This window comes from Paenibacillus sp. SEL1 (assembly GCF_054602535.1).
The window spans coordinates 1,509,617-1,525,147 of sequence record NZ_CM137723.1; the positions used below are offsets into that span (position 1 = coordinate 1,509,617).

16 protein-coding genes are annotated in these 15,531 nt (G+C 47.4%); all 16 read right to left on the minus strand.

Going from position 1 to position 15,531, the window contains the following annotated elements; translation table 11 throughout:
* Positions 1 to 64: 64 nt before the first annotated feature.
* The 16 genes from fabZ to atpF all read right to left on the minus strand — a co-directional run bounded on the left by fabZ (position 65) and on the right by atpF (position 15,526).
* Positions 65 to 511, minus strand: coding sequence for a 3-hydroxyacyl-ACP dehydratase FabZ (gene fabZ, locus ACYCSE_RS06860; protein WP_013312312.1), 447 nt, complete (start codon positions 509 to 511; stop codon positions 65 to 67).
* 895 nt (positions 512 to 1,406) lie between these two features.
* The gene (locus tag ACYCSE_RS06865; protein ID WP_061831651.1) at positions 1,407 to 1,619 is read right to left on the minus strand and encodes a DNA-directed RNA polymerase subunit beta; all 213 of its coding nucleotides are present in this window, start codon (positions 1,617 to 1,619) and stop codon (positions 1,407 to 1,409) included.
* 10 nt (positions 1,620 to 1,629) lie between these two features.
* Entirely contained in the window at positions 1,630 to 2,457 is an 828-nt protein-coding gene (locus ACYCSE_RS06870; RefSeq protein WP_134902232.1) for a flagellar hook-basal body protein, read from the minus strand.
* 13 nt (positions 2,458 to 2,470) lie between these two features.
* Complete coding sequence (locus tag ACYCSE_RS06875; protein ID WP_061831647.1) at positions 2,471 to 3,355, minus strand: flagellar hook-basal body protein; 885 nt, start codon at positions 3,353 to 3,355, stop codon at positions 2,471 to 2,473.
* Between the two features lie 104 nt (positions 3,356 to 3,459).
* Positions 3,460 to 4,458 carry a rod shape-determining protein gene (gene mreB, locus ACYCSE_RS06880; RefSeq protein WP_023990703.1) on the minus strand — a complete coding sequence of 333 codons (999 nt, stop codon included), beginning with the start codon at positions 4,456 to 4,458 and terminating at the stop codon, positions 3,460 to 3,462.
* 170 nt (positions 4,459 to 4,628) lie between these two features.
* The gene (gene spoIIID, locus ACYCSE_RS06885; RefSeq protein WP_007432737.1) at positions 4,629 to 4,916 is read right to left on the minus strand and encodes a sporulation transcriptional regulator SpoIIID; all 288 of its coding nucleotides are present in this window, start codon (positions 4,914 to 4,916) and stop codon (positions 4,629 to 4,631) included.
* Between the two features lie 201 nt (positions 4,917 to 5,117).
* Positions 5,118 to 5,858, minus strand: a complete 741-nt coding sequence (locus tag ACYCSE_RS06890) for a peptidoglycan DD-metalloendopeptidase family protein (RefSeq protein ID WP_459701888.1) — start codon at positions 5,856 to 5,858, stop codon at positions 5,118 to 5,120.
* 70 nt (positions 5,859 to 5,928) lie between these two features.
* Positions 5,929 to 7,368 carry a stage II sporulation protein D gene (spoIID, locus tag ACYCSE_RS06895; RefSeq protein WP_459701889.1) on the minus strand — a complete coding sequence of 480 codons (1,440 nt, stop codon included), beginning with the start codon at positions 7,366 to 7,368 and terminating at the stop codon, positions 5,929 to 5,931.
* Between the two features lie 227 nt (positions 7,369 to 7,595).
* Positions 7,596 to 8,951: a UDP-N-acetylglucosamine 1-carboxyvinyltransferase gene (murA, locus tag ACYCSE_RS06900; RefSeq protein WP_013312320.1), complete on the minus strand. Its 1,356-nt coding sequence runs from the start codon at positions 8,949 to 8,951 to the stop codon at positions 7,596 to 7,598.
* 323 nt (positions 8,952 to 9,274) lie between these two features.
* Entirely contained in the window at positions 9,275 to 9,526 is a 252-nt protein-coding gene (locus tag ACYCSE_RS06905) for a DUF1146 family protein (RefSeq protein ID WP_013373430.1), read from the minus strand.
* A 346-nt stretch (positions 9,527 to 9,872) separates the two neighbouring features.
* Positions 9,873 to 10,286, minus strand: a complete 414-nt coding sequence (locus ACYCSE_RS06910) for a F0F1 ATP synthase subunit epsilon (RefSeq protein WP_013312322.1) — start codon at positions 10,284 to 10,286, stop codon at positions 9,873 to 9,875.
* Positions 10,287 to 10,355: 69 nt separating this feature from the next.
* Positions 10,356 to 11,756, minus strand: a complete 1,401-nt coding sequence (gene atpD, locus ACYCSE_RS06915) for a F0F1 ATP synthase subunit beta (protein WP_039271552.1) — start codon at positions 11,754 to 11,756, stop codon at positions 10,356 to 10,358.
* 120 nt (positions 11,757 to 11,876) lie between these two features.
* Entirely contained in the window at positions 11,877 to 12,743 is an 867-nt protein-coding gene (atpG, locus tag ACYCSE_RS06920) for an ATP synthase F1 subunit gamma (RefSeq protein ID WP_039271553.1), read from the minus strand.
* Between the two features lie 218 nt (positions 12,744 to 12,961).
* Entirely contained in the window at positions 12,962 to 14,476 is a 1,515-nt protein-coding gene (atpA, locus tag ACYCSE_RS06925) for a F0F1 ATP synthase subunit alpha (RefSeq protein WP_013312325.1), read from the minus strand.
* A gap of 19 nt (positions 14,477 to 14,495) precedes the next feature.
* Complete coding sequence (locus tag ACYCSE_RS06930; RefSeq protein ID WP_061832042.1) at positions 14,496 to 15,041, minus strand: F0F1 ATP synthase subunit delta; 546 nt, start codon at positions 15,039 to 15,041, stop codon at positions 14,496 to 14,498.
* The gene (gene atpF, locus ACYCSE_RS06935) at positions 15,038 to 15,526 is read right to left on the minus strand and encodes a F0F1 ATP synthase subunit B (RefSeq protein WP_023990709.1); all 489 of its coding nucleotides are present in this window, start codon (positions 15,524 to 15,526) and stop codon (positions 15,038 to 15,040) included. The genes ACYCSE_RS06930 and atpF overlap by 4 nt, the downstream gene beginning before the upstream one ends.
* Positions 15,527 to 15,531: the final 5 nt, after the last annotated feature.

The following is a 15,531-nucleotide window of genomic DNA, read 5'->3' on the forward strand; positions in this document are numbered from 1 at the left end:
AACAGGATTTCTATGTACACATGCACTCAGTTCAGACGTCGTGCTTATGTAGGCAGTGCTTTAATTATTGGGGAGGGTCAGATAAAGCAAACATAATTTCGCCCTCAGCTACTACCGTATCGCCTACTTTAGCCGTAGCTTTCCCTTTGCCAAATGCGCCTTTGGAACGAGTGATTTCCACTTCAAGCGTCAGTGTATCCCCAGGAACCACCTGCCCACGGAAACGGAAACCATCCAACCCTGCCAAGAACCCGATTTTGCCACGATTGCTCTCTAGATGCAGTAATGCGACAGCCCCAACTTGAGCCAGTGCTTCGGTGATCAACACACCAGGCATAACAGGATACCCCGGAAAATGTCCAATGAAATGAGGCTCATTCATCGTTACATTTTTAATGCCTACTGCTCTTTTCCCTTCCTCCAGCTCAATAATACGATCCACCAATAGAAATGGCGCTCGATGTGGGATAATCTCCTGAATTTGATTAACATCCAATTGCAATTTGTCCATTTACCTTAATAACTCCTCCCGCTTGCAGGTTTGACTCTGTATCAGTCATGAGTTACTGCAAGCATAATATTACCCCGCTTACGCTGCATAAAAACAGCTCATAACGGCAACAATGTTAGATATCCTTCACCTACTGCAGAAGTGGAGGTTGAGATAAGGGGCTTTTTCCGCCGGTTATGCAACCTGAGGCGCGAAGAAGCCCTTTTGCCCGTGCTTGGTTTTACCCCGCAGTGTTATAAACTTCCCCATCATTATACAGTTAACAGATGCAAAAAGAAAATTACGCGGAAGTACCATATTGGGTGCTCCGATTATGGGGTGAAGCGAAGTTTCATTTGAGCCAAGGGGGAGGGGCTGCACGATTTATTTGATCTTCCGATCGCTGTTGCCCCTAAATTTTCTCATTTTATAAAACCTGCAAGGTTAAAATTTAGGGGCAAAGGCGAACGCTATCGCTTCTCCAGATTCAAATAAATCCCTCCGCCGAGTTACTTTTGGCTCAAAAGGAAGCCTCGCTTCAATAATACTCGCTTGCCGTGAAGGGCAGAGAAAACCGAAGGCCTCTGTGATGGCCTTCATTGGCCACAATCCATGCGTGCTACGCTGGAGGCCCCTCCCTTAAAAGCATAACAAAACCCTGCGCCACTGGCACAGGGTTTTGTTATATACTACCCACACAAATTGCGGGTGGTTTATTTTAAAAAAAGTGGCCCTGATGGCGGGTAGCCAGCGGAGCGGGCAGAATTGTTCTGAAGAAGCGCAGCGTTTGCCTTTATCCCCGGATTCAAACCTCCAATGTTTTATAATCAAAAGGAATCTGGGGATAACAGCAATCGGAAGAACAATCTGCACGCGGAGCGGTCTTTTCCCGCCACCCCACTCTTTTAAATTAAAATTAAGGCGCAAATATAAGATCAATGACATGCTGCCAGGTTTTCCACTCGAACACGCCTGACAACCCTTGCTTACCTACAATTACATATCCTGCAATTAAGCCGCCTAACAGCGATAACAGGAGCAGCAACGGAACTATGAAATAACGAGCAGTACGCCAGCGGGACTTCGTCTTTTCAGGCACCGGACGGGAATCAGATTGTTCTTCTTTCATCACCAAATCCTTATGCCCTCAGATTATTGGCCAGGTTCATCATCGTATCGCTAGAAGTTAGTGCCCGTGCCGCCATTTGATACATCCGCTGAACTTGCATCATATCCGTCATTTCGCCCGCTAAATCCACATTAGATTCCTCAAGATAACCGGAACGCACAGATACGTCCGCTGGAACAGCACCTGCCACACCTGCAGCTCCGAATACATTTGCCTCTGTTACACCATTCAACAACACGAACAGATTATCATCCCGCTGTTCCAGTCCTTCTGGACGCTGTACATCCATTAGTTTGATTCTCTGACCAACTGTCGGAGCCCCAATTCCATTAGCACGAATCAGCAATTCGCCATCCGAGTTAATAGCCACCTTGGAACCCGCTGGAGCAGTCACAGGAACATCATTGTTATCCAGCACGGAGTAACCTTCAGCAGTGGTCAACATCATCGTCGCACTATCATTCGGATCAGGAACAAAATGAAAGCTACCGTCACGGGTCCAAGCTTTTTGCCCATTTCCCTGGACTTCAAACATGGCATTACCTTGAATCGCCAGATCGGTAGGAAGTCCCGTCTCCTTGAGCGGACCTTGCTCCATATTTTTCATGATTGCGGCCGTTTTAACTCCGTAGCCCAAATTATAGCCGAGCGGCATGGCTCGTCCATTTTGGAGATACGTTGAAGGCTGTTGCTGCACATTGGCCAGTACATCTTCAAAGGAACCCTGTTTACTCTTATAACCAACTGTATTGATATTAGCAATATTATCGGCAATTAAATCCAAACGCTGCTGCACACTGGCCATAGATACCATTGCGCCAATCATGGAGTTGTTCATCACTTACCCCCTGTTATACACGGCCTACTTCATTAACGGCCTTGTCCAAGCTTTTATCGTAAAATTGAATTACCTTCTGATTCGCCTCATACGCTCTTAACGCAGCCATCATATCCACCATCGACTGTGAAGCATCTACATTAGATACCTCCAGATAACCTTGACGAACGGATACAGCATCATTAGCGGTCATCATTCTAGCTGTAGCACCGTCAGTATCATTCAGGCGAAAATTCCCATTGCCCTCACGAACGAGCTGGTACGGACGATCAATGACACTAATACCGAGCGTCGTCCCTAACGTCTGGTTGGACTGGCTATCTACCAATTCGCCCCGCTCATTTACTTTAAGCGCTGAGACAGCCCCCGTCAATTGAATTGGCTTTCCATTCGTATCCAGCACCGCTGAGCCAGTCGATGAAAGCAATGCTCCTGCTCCATTTACTTGAAAATGTCCATCACGTGTATAACGAACGTTACCATTACTGTCCCGCACCGTAAAAAACGCTTCTGGACGGTAGGTGACTTCACCGTTAGCATTGATGAATTTCCCTGCCTGATCAAAAGCCATAGGTTGACCAGTAGCTGGGTCGTTCACATTAATATTGGACTGTATCGCGAAATCCGTCGCTTGTCCACTGTCCTTTAATGCTCCCTGAATGTAAGGGGAGAGGCTTTCCTCAGCAAAAACGCCAGTATTGAGCTTGCCGACCGTACGGTCCGGGTTATCAGGGTTACCACCCGTCATGGAAATAAGCATTTCGGGGAAAGAACGCTGAACACTGTTCTCCTGTTTGTATCCCGTCGTATTCATATTAGCAATATTTTGCGTCACGGTGTCATGGCGTCGTTGTTGTGTCATCAATCCGGCGGCCGCAGTATATAAACCTCTCAACATGTATGGTGCACCCCAATCCTATACTCTGCTAAAATCATATGCTCGCGCGGAGGCAGGCAACCTGTCTGACCGCACACGAGTCTCTTATAGTCACTATCGGCAGATTAGAACTTTTTCTTAACCACATGATCCAAATTATCCAGCATAATTCCTGTACCTTTAACGACACAATGCATCGGATCTTCGGCAACCAGTACCGGAACACGCAGCTCTTCAGCAAGCAGCTCGTCCAATCCGCTAAGCAAGGCACCGCCACCAGTCAAAATAACACCACGGTCAATAATATCAGCTGACAGTTCCGGTGGGGTCTGCTCCAATACAAACTTGGCCGCAGCAACAATCGCCGACACAGGATCTCTAAGCGCATCCTGCACTTCATCCGCAGAAATACTTAACGTTTTGGGCAATCCGGATACCATATCCCGTCCACGGATGTCCATTTCTGCACGCCGTCCGCTCGGATGCACGGTTCCGATAGCAATCTTGATATCCTCAGCCGTACGTTCCCCGATCAAAAGCTTGTACTTCGTTTTTACATATTTCATGATGGCTGTATCAAATTTGTCCCCTGCCATTTTAATGGAAGAAGCTGTTACGACATCCCCCATAGAGAGGACTGCAACGTCAGTCGTTCCGCCACCAATATCCACTACCATGTTGCCACTAGGCTCAAAAATATCCATTCCTGCCCCGATGGCAGCCGCTTTTGGTTCTTCCTCCAAAAATACTTCCTTGGCCCCGCTACGCTCCGCCGCTTCACGAATCGCTTTTTGCTCCACTGAGGTAATGTTCGTCGGCGCACAAATTAGAATACGAGGGTGGCTGTACCAGCTTTTTCCCCCTACCCGATTGATAAAATATTTTAACATCGCTTCTGTTACTTCAAAATCGGCGATGACACCATCACGTAATGGACGGATGGCTATGATATTACCAGGAGTACGTCCCACCATACGGCGCGCTTCCTCTCCGACAGCCAGAACTCTTTTTGTATCGCTTTCTATCGCGACAACGGAAGGTTCGTCAAGAACAACCCCCTTCCCTTTGACGTGGATAAGCACGTTGGCCGTACCGAGGTCGATACCGATATCATTACTGAACATATTAAAAAGGCCCCCAAAGTGATATTTTAAAAGCTAAGATTCGACAAGAAGCGGCAAATATATGTATAAACCTATGGTTACATGTCATTTTTCGTCTTGTACCATCTTTTAACATATCATACTTCAGGGGGTTGATTCAATGGCTTTGCCAGCCAATTCACTATATATTTTTAGGACTTGCCGGAAACGAGAATCTCCCTTCGTTTGCCACTCGTTTTTTTGTACTTAATTTTCGTTGCTTCTCCTCCCCTCAGATGGCGGATGGATTTATGGTATTCGAGAATGTGCTTCACCTGATCGGCAAGATCCGGGTTGATTTCAGGCAGCCGTTCGGTCAGATCTTTATGCACCGTGCTCTTGGAGACACCAAATTCCTTGGCAATCGTACGGACCGTATTCCTTGTTTCCACGATACAGCGACCGATTTTGATGGTCCGTTCCTTGATGTAATCGTGCACGCTCCCGCCTCCCTACTGTGGATAGTTTGGTACATTATATGAGGAGCGTGCCTATATATTCGCGGTTTGGCGGGAAGACATGCTTCGGAAGGCCTATTTATTTGGCAAAAGCAGCTTATGTTTACCTTATGCACAAAAACAACAAAAGAAAAAAGCAGGGAATATGGATTCCCCGCTTTGCATGCAAAGCCATGACCAAATTTATTTTTTAGGAAGCAGACCTGCTGGATTCACCGGCTTGTCATCCTGATACACTTCAAAATGCAGATGTGTTTTCAAATCCTTCTCAAGCTCGTTACGACCCGCTAAAGCAATCACATCGTTTTGTTTCACTTGATCGCCTTCTTTTACTTTCAGATCACTCAAGCTTTGGTACACCGTTTTGAGATTATTATCATGCGTGATTTCTACGACATTACCTACCAGCGGATGTTGTTCTACACGAGATACTTTGCCACTCAGGGCGGCTCTCACTTCAAACGCCTGATCGTCGGCCCGGGAAAGATCAATTCCAGTGTTAGCGGTAAATGTTTTATCGTACTCTACCATAGCTGCCGCCTGCTCATCAGCTGTTGCGTTCTCATCAAAGAACGGCTTTACGACTTGTACTGCGCCAGCATCTGCCACTGGCCATGCGATATTTTCCGACTGGGCAACTACTTCCACACTTTCTGGCTGTTGTCCGTTAACATCGGTATCCACTGCACTTGTGCTTTGTACCGATGGACTAGCTGGGTCAGGTTTGAAAGACTTCTGGCTGGCATCCTGATAGACCCACACTAAGGTTAGTATAATGGCTGCTGCGGCAATGTAGGCTGCCGGGTATGCCCACCTTTTGGACAACAGCTTTTTCCACGAAGACGGCCGTGAAGCTCTTCCACCCTGAAAGGTTTTGGGTGTTTCTTCATGGTTTTGGTTCTGGTTTTTATTTTGTTCATTCATTTGCTCATCACCTCAGTAACCAGTGTTACCGGGTGCAACTCTTTTATACTTCAAAGTTTCGAAATATTTACTAACTTAGAATACGAGAGGCTTGCGCAAAAGAAATGCCAGTATAATAGTGAAGGAGAATTTGAGTGGCAGTATGGCCTTCCTTGGCCATTCCATTGGCTCCCCACTGACTCATACCAACGCCATGGCCATAACCATAGGTTGTTATAGCAATCCGATCCCCTTCAGCCTTCCATGTAAACTCAGCCGAACGCAGCCCCAATTTGTTACGGATTTCCGGCCCTGTAAAGACTGAACCACCAACCTCAATCTTCTTGATGCGATGCCCTTCTGTCTTGGAGAGTATACGAATCTCTGGCATACCCCCTCCTCCAGTAGAAGCAGCAATCGCAGTACGACTCAGTCCCAATCTATCGAACACACTCTGACGGCTCAGTGTGACGGTATCTGTATAACGCGGGGCCAACTGCTTGTCCCATGGACTTGACACACTTCGTAAATAGGGTACTGGCTTCGCCCATACATCCTCTGAATTTTCGGTATAGCCGTTGCTAGTAGAAAAAAAAGAAGCGGTAATGGGCTTCCCCTCATATACCATGATCGTATCCTTGGTGTCTCGTACAGCCTGCTGAATTTTAGCCAGCTCTGCGGATTTACCAGAACGCCCCCATTCTCTAGTAAGTTTGGCTTTGGAGATATAAGCCTGATGTTTAACAGTATCCGTCACATCTGCTCCCGCCGGCGCACCGCTAGTGTCATCAGCCAGCAAACGTCGGGCAATAAAGGTACGCGCGGCAATAGCCTGTGCTTTTAGTGCCTCGCCCTCGAAGCTGGGCGGCATTTCGGCGGCTACTACGCCGACAATGTATTGCTCCAGCGGTAACGTCTCCGTGCGACCGGTAGACGTGACGTACACGCGCACGTCCGGCTCTGCCGCCACCGGCACGCTGCGCGCTGGAGCAGCCGGCACCGCCGGTATCGGCGGGACGCCCGGCAAGCGCGTGACGGGCGTCTCGCCCTTTGCCGTCACGCTAGGCGCAGCTGGTGCTGCCGTGCGACTGCTCGGCGGCAACGGCTGCGCCGTCTGGCGAGGCCACGCCATTAGCGCGGGCACAGCCATGGCAAGCACCAGCACCCCTGCCATGGCAGCGAATGGCAGCCATGGGCGTCTGCTGCCCCAGCGCGGGGTACGCCCGGCGGATGGACGCAGGTGCGGCAGCGTCACTTGCAGCGGGGTTGCAGCGCGTGTGTCATGGGCCGCTGCTCCAGCGATAGGCAGAGCCGTTTCAACGGAGTTCACAGCGGAAGGCACGGCTGTTGTACGCCGATTGGGCTTGACGCCAGTCGGCAATGTACCTCTTGTGTCCGGCTGCTGTTGCATAAGCTTATTTTTCTGTAACGAAGTAGCTATAGAGCCAGAGCGTTCCTCCGCAAGTGAAGCCTGGCAATGTTCCTTAGGATGATGAATGGGTATACGGATGCGAACCTGTGAATCTTTCATAGGCTGAAACCTCCATCAAAGGGCTAAGTGTCCGGCTGGAAGTACAGATATACTCCAGCAGATATTTTCAATCATATGAAGTCGTCCACTTTGATAGAACCATTTTAAGAGAACTGGAAGAACGAAAAAGACTGACTGTAAACAACAAAAAAACCAAGCCTTTTCGGACTTGGTTCCTTATTGTTCAAGAATATACTTATGCAACATGAAGCTACATACGTTAAGGCTTAGGCGAGGGAAGGCTGGATTTTCTTAAACAGATTCCCCGACGTCTCTTCCGGCATTACGCGCTCTGTACTGGGTGAATGATCCAGTTTGGACTCTTCTACGGTCACTCTGTAAATGTCCGCTCCCAATCCAGTCAGCTTCTCAGCCAAATGAACGTAACCGCGATCGATGTGATGTACGCCGGATACCTCCGTTGTACCTTCCGCAATGAGTCCGGTCAGAATTAACGCAGCACCTGCACGCAAATCTGTAGAGGTTACTTTCGCACCTGTCAGCTTAGCATTACCAGTTACAATGGCGGAACGACCTTCGACCTTAATTTCGGCATTCATGAGATGAAATTCATCCACATGCATGAAACGATTTTCAAACACGGTTTCCGTAATAATGCTCGTTCCTTCAGCGGCAAGTTGAAGTGCCATCATCTGAGACTGCATATCGGTAGGAAAACCAGGATAAGGCAATGTTTTAACATCAACGGCCTTTAACGGCTTATCTGCAATGACACGAATTCCGTTCTCATCAGGTTGAATGGTTACACCCATTTCTTCCATCTTGGAAATAACCGGTCCTAAATGATCGGATATTGCGCCTTCTACATATACGTTCCCGCCTGTGATCGCAGCAGCAACCATATAAGTACCTGCTTCTACCCGGTCGGGAATGACGGTATGTTTTACACCATGCAGCTTCTCGACGCCTTCAATACGAATAACGCCCGTGCCCGCACCGCGTACTTTGGCACCCATTCCATTCAGGAAATTTGCGAGATCAACAATCTCAGGTTCCTTAGCAGCATTCTCGATGGTAGTTACGCCCTCAGCAAGAGTAGCGGCCATCATAATATTCTCGGTTGCTCCTACGCTGGCTACATCCAAATAAACTTTAGCTCCACGCAGACGCCCGTTACTTTTAGCTTCAATAAAACCTTGGCCCAGGCTAATCTCCGCGCCCAATGCCTCAAAACCCTTTAAATGCTGATCAATTGGTCGCGTTCCGATTGCGCATCCGCCTGGAAGCGAGATTCTTGTACGTCCCAAACGTGTAAGCAGCGGTCCCATAACCAAGAATGATGCGCGCATTTTCCTAACCCACTCGTAAGGGGCTTCACAGGAAATTATCTTCCGCGCGTCAACACGAATGACCTCATCTTGGTATGTAACGCCTGCTCCTAAGGACTCCAGCACTTTGTTAATGGTCATCACATCGTCTAGAGGAGGTGCATCAATAATAACACTTTCTCCTTCTTCTCCTAGCAGAGAAGCGGCGATGATCGGCAGAACTGAGTTTTTGGCTCCGCTGACTTTGACACTCCCGGTCAATCTGTTGCCACCGCGGACGATAAATTTGCTCATCTATGGTTCCCTCCGCGCGTCATTTCCCTTTTCCATTCTGGAAAAAAAGAACATATTCCGCTATTTTCATGCCTTGCTTTTTCATTACATAAAAAAACAAGGTTTTACTAATACCCTAACTGCCATCATACCACTGATTAAAACAAGTATACAAGCGTTTTTTGTACTTGATGACCATTGTACTCTAACTGATTCAGCCAGCTATACATGTATGGTTCTTTTGTTTACCATTGTTAACAATATGACGCGATGTTATTCGACAATTCCCGCAGAGACACAGTCATAAGGTCATATAACCCGCCTACTTCATGTTAAAACAAATTCTAGAGCATCTGGCTCCAAGAGATGTAGCTCAACAGGAACCCAGAAACCAACTGTCCCAAGATTATAGCAAGAAACAAGTGCAGCAATCTGCCCTGCGGTCCTTTGGGTTGCCGAATTAACAAATCCAGCTTTAAGCTCTGTAAAGCCCACCAAGCTAACGCTATACAGATAAGCGACACGATCATGGAGATCAGCGCGGTCATACTCGCCGATTGACTTAGCTGTTCAGCCAATTGCTGTTTCCCGTTCAATCATAATTCCTCCCATCTGCGTCACAGACTTCTTTATAATACTCGGCGAACGCCTAATATGCCAGTGCTATTTCTGCTTTTAGGACATTTATTTCGACAAAATGTGATTAATCACTTCTGTTTCGTGAATTTAAAAGGTACTAAATACCTAGCAACCGGGCAAGAAATAGGACTGTACATTTGGTAATAACAGCTAAAAAAGGGCCCGATCACAGTGATCGAAGGAAGCAAGGTTCTCCCTCACCTTCTACCGGACATTCTTTGGCAGAAGTTATGAAGTGGTCTCCTTGTCGTTCCATCCGTATACTATGCCGAACCCTTTTAAAATTCCACTTAAAATCCAATATTAATTCTTATTGGTTCTGATGCTTGTAGCATTTAAACGGTTAAGCGCCCGTTGCAGAGCTACTTCCGCCCGATGGTGATCTATCTGTTCCTGTTTGCTCTGGAGCCGCAGTTCTGCCCGCTCCCTTGCCGCACGGGCACGCTCCACATCAATTTCTTCGGAACGTTCCGCACTCTCAGCCAAAATGACCACTTTATCCTTGCGGACTTCAAGAAAGCCCCCATTGACCGCGATCACTTCGGTTTGACCACCGATTTTAATGCGTATCGGTGCAATCTTCAAGGGAGTGACCAAGGGAAGGTGTCCGGGTAAAATCCCAAGATCGCCTTCCGAGCCGCGAACACTGATGCTGTTTACCTGTTCTGTATAGACCAGGCGCTCCGGCGTCACAATCTCTAGTAAATACGTGCTCACTTGAATCCCTCCTGGAAGCTGTCCGCAGACAGCTCACTTCGTAAGGCTCGGCTATTCTTTGCCTGTTGTTTACAACGTTTTCGCTTTTTCAACTGCTTCTTCGATGGCTCCTACAAAAAGGAAAGCCGCTTCTGGAAGATGGTCATACTTGCCTTCCAAAATTTCTTTGAAGCTTCGTACAGTTTCTTTAACCGGCACATATTTACCTGGGAAGCCGTTAAATGCTTCGGCAACGTGGAAAGGTTGAGAAAGGAAACGCTGGATTTTACGTGCACGTGCTACCAACATTTTATCTTCTTCACTCAGCTCATCCATACCCAGGATCGCAATGATATCCTGAAGCTCATTGTAGCGGGCCAAAATTTGTTTTACCCCTTGCGCTACATTGTAATGCTCTTCACCCACAACGTCTGGAGCCAAAATACGGGAGCTTGATGCGAGTGGATCAACCGCCGGGTAAATACCCATTTCGGAAATTTTACGTTCCAGATTCGTTGTAGCATCCAAATGGGCAAACGTCGTAGCAGGAGCCGGGTCAGTGTAGTCATCCGCAGGCACATAGATCGCCTGAATGGAAGTAACAGAACCTTTTTTAGTAGAAGTAATCCGTTCTTGCAATTGACCCATCTCAGTAGCCAGCGTAGGTTGGTAACCTACTGCTGAAGGCATACGTCCCAACAGGGCTGAAACCTCAGAACCCGCTTGAGTAAAGCGGAAAATGTTATCAATAAAGAGCAACACGTCACGGCCTTCTTGGTCACGGAAGTATTCCGCCATCGTCAGACCTGTGAGAGCTACACGCAAACGTGCACCTGGAGGCTCGTTCATTTGTCCGAACACCATCGCTGTTTTGTTGATAACGCCGGAATCTCTCATTTCATGATACAAGTCATTTCCTTCACGTGTGCGTTCACCTACACCCGCAAATACAGAAATACCACCATGCTCCTGAGCGATATTGTTAATCAATTCTTGAATGGTTACGGTTTTACCTACACCAGCACCACCAAACAATCCGACTTTACCACCTTTGGCATAAGGAGCTAGCAAGTCGATAACTTTAATACCTGTTTCGAGCATCTCTGCTTGAGTTGTCAGCTCATCAAAAGAAGGAGCTTGACGGTGAATCGGATTTCTAGCCGTTTCACTCATATCAGTACCATTATCAATTGGCGTTCCAAGTACGTTAAATACGCGTCCAAGAGTAGCTTCGCCGACAGGTACTGAAATAGGTGCTCCCAGATCTATGGCTTCAGCTCCACGAACCAGACCATCTGTGGAAGACATGGCAATACAACGCACACGGTTGTCACCTAGATGTTTTGAAGCTTCGAGCGTCAGGTCAATTTTGACTCCGCTCTCCAGCACAGTCCCAATATGAATGGCATTCAGGATTTCCGGAAGCTGTCCACGTTCGAACTCAACGTCAACAACCGGACCCATGATGCTCACTACGCGTCCTTTGTTCATCTTTTGGTTTCCCTCCTACAAGCTTGCACAGCCGCAAATCCGAACCACTCTGATTTGTTTTGCGCCCGCAATTTATCATAATAGTGTAGACATGCTATAAAACAGTCGCAACAAGCCTGATTAAGACTGAGCGCTTGCCCCTGCAACGATTTCCGTAATTTCCTGGGTAATAGCCGCTTGACGAGCACGGTTATAGGTCAAGGAAAGCTCACCAATTAACTTGGAAGCATTCTTCGTAGCAGATCCCATCGCCGTCATCTTCGCTCCCAGTTCACTAGCTTTACCATCCAGCAAAGCGCCGTAAATGAGCGTTTCCGCGTAACGCGGCAGCAATACTTCCAGCACCCCTTCTGGTGAAGGCTCATACTCATAGTTAATTGAGGATGAAGCTGTAGCTGAATCCGGTGTTGCCATTGGTAACAGACGGTCAACTGTTGGAATTTGAGTCAATGCGTTGACAAAGCGGTTATAGCATAGATAAAGCTCATCAAATTCTTTAAGTTCAAAGCCTTGTACAGCCTTGCTTGCAATTGTTTTGATATCTGCAAAAGCAGGTGTATCTGACAGATCTGTTACCGATTCAGCGATAGGGAATTCACGACGTCTGAAATAATCCCGTCCTTTTCGCCCAATGATGAAAATCACAAATTCATCCTGTGAACGGTGACGTTCAGCAATCGTCTGCGTAACCTGTCGCAAAATATTGGCGTTATAACCACCAGCCAGACCACGATCTGATGTAATGATGAGATAAGCAGTCTTTTTAACCGGACGCGTTTCCAGCATTGGATGCTTGATGTTATTCGCTCCAGAAGCAATGCTACTCACAACTTCCTTAAGCTTTTCCGAGTAAGGACGAGCCGACTCCGCTTTCTCCTGAGCTTTTCTCAGCTTGGATGCAGCGACCATTTCCATCGCTTTCGTGATCTGCTTCGTACTCTGCACACTTTTAATCTGACGTTTAATCTCGCGCATACCTTTTGCCATGATTTCACCACCTTTAAGCTCTAGCAAAGCCAAAGCTAACTTCGTAAGCAATCCCTTAGCTTAGCTTGGACCAAGTCTAAGCACTTCGTAAGATTCAAATCCAGCCGGACATATGTTAAAGGGCCTGTTATAGAGGGTAAAACATGCCAAGGAAGCCAAAACCCGGAGGGCACGCTTCCTTAGGACATCTTTCATCATAAACAGGCAATTCCAATGTATTAAACCGACGTGGCGAATGATTTTTTGAATTTCTCGATAGCCGCCTTCAAAGCCGCTTCGTTATCAGCCACCAAGTCTTTCGTGTCGCGGATAGATTGAAGCACGTCCTGATGGTCAGACACCATGAAAGACAGGAAGTCTTTTTCAAAACGTTTTACATCCGCTACAGGGATATCATCAAGGAAGCCTTTTACAGCAGTATACAAGCTCACTACTTGTTGCTCTACAGCAAGCGGTTGGTTAACGCCCTGTTTCAGAATTTCCATCATGCGTGCGCCGCGATCCAGACGGGCCTTTGTGGATTTATCCAAGTCGGACCCGAATTGGGAGAACGCTTGAAGCTCACGATATTGAGCAAGATCCAGACGCAGGGAACCTGCTACCTTTTTCATCGCTTTAATCTGAGCAGAACCACCTACACGAGATACGGAAATACCTACGTTGATCGCTGGACGTTGCCCTGCATAGAACAAGTCAGCTTCCAGGAAGATCTGTCCATCCGTGATGGAAATAACGTTAGTTGGGATATATGCAGAAACGTCGGAAGCCTGTGTCTCGATGAACGGCAATGCGGTAAGTGATCCGCCGCCCAACTCATCATTCAGCTTCGCTGCACGTTCCAGCAAGCGAGAGTGAAGATAGAAAACGTCACCCGGATAAGCTTCACGACCCGGTGGACGACGCAGCAACAGGGACAGTTCCCGGTAAGCTGACGCTTGTTTAGTCAAGTCATCATAAACAACAAGGACATGCTCGCCTTTGTACATGAAATACTCACCCATGGCACAGCCAGAGTAAGGAGCAATGTACAGCAATGGTGATGGTTCGGAAGCAGATGCCGTAACGACAATCGTGTATTCCAGCGCACCGTGACGACGCAATGTTTCAACAACTTGAGCTACCGTGGATTGTTTTTGACCAATAGCGACATAAATACATTTCATGCCATTGCCTTTTTGGTTCAAAATTGCATCGATTGCGATAGAAGTTTTACCTGTTTGACGGTCACCGATGATCAACTCACGTTGACCACGACCAATCGGAACCATTGCATCAATAGCTTTAATCCCCGTCTGCATAGGCTCATGTACCGATTTACGGGCCATAACACCTGGAGCCTGACTTTCAACCGGACGGAATTCTGTTGTAGCAATCGGTCCTTTACCGTCTACCGGTTGTCCCAGTGGGTTAACTACACGTCCGATCAGTGCTTCCCCTACAGGGACCTGCATGATCTGACCTGTACGTTTTACTTGACCGCCTTCACGAATGTCGGAGAATTGACCCAAAATAACAACACCGACATTGCTTTCTTCCACGTTGAGCGCCAAGCCCAATACGCCAGTGTCGAATTCAACCAATTCACCGGCCATAACTTTTTCCAGTCCGTAGACGCGGGCAATACCGTCGCCGACTTCAACAACAGTGCCGACTTCAACGACCTCGATATCATTTTTATATTGTTCAATCTGACTTTTAATCAATGAACTGATTTCCTCAGGTTTGATACTCAAGTGTGTTCACCCCTATCTTCTATACTCGTCTGTTAAAGGATTTCTCGAGACGATCCAGCTTGCCGGCCAGACTGCCGTCGTACAGTGTATCGCCGATAACCACTTTCAATCCGCCCAGCAGACTCGGGTCCACTATATTTTCCACACGGATTGTTTTATGTTCACGGGCTCCGAATTGCTCGGCTACCGCTGTTTTTTCCTGATCACTTAAAGCATAAGTCGAATACACCTTTGCATGAGCAAGTCCCAGCTTATATTCCTGAATATCGAGGTATCCGGCAAGGAGAGATTCGAACAAATCTGCTCTACTACGCTGAATCAACAGTTTGATCGTGTTAATTAGCGAGGCAGACAACTTGCCTTCAAAACTGTTAGCCAGAACTTGAAGCTTGACCGTTTCCGTAATGTTAGGAGAATTAATGAATTTACGGATTTCAGCATCCCCCGATACAGCCTCTACAAAAGCACGTAGCTCCTGCTCGGTTTCCATAATGGTCTGTTCTTGCTCTGCCACTTCAAACAAAGCTTTCGCATACCGTTTGGCAACTACCGTATCCCGGCTCATGCTTTGCCTCCTACCTCTTTAAGGTATTGGTCGACAAGCTCTCCTTGGACTTGGTCTTCCTTGATTTCCTTTTGAATCAGTTTGGAAGCAATTTGTACCGAAGCTTTACCCACTTCGCTGCGCAGTTCGGCAACCGCCTTATTACGCTCGCTTGTGATTTCACGAACAGCTTCGTCTTTCAGGCGGACAGCTTCGTCTTTAGCCTGAACAATAATTTGCTCCGCTTGCTTGTTACCTGTTTGTTTTGACTGCTCAATAATGTCGTACGCTTCCTTACGTGCCTGCTGGAGAGCCTGCTTTTGCTCCTCAACATAAGCAGCAGCCTGTTCACGCGTCTGTGCCGCTTCATTCATTTGCTGTAATACAAGCTGACGGCGCTTCTCCATAACGGAAAAGAGAGGGCCGAATGCATAACGCGTCAGTAACCAGTACAAGATCAAAAATGCAATGATTGTGAAAACGATACTTGTCCAATTTAAACTCAATTGAA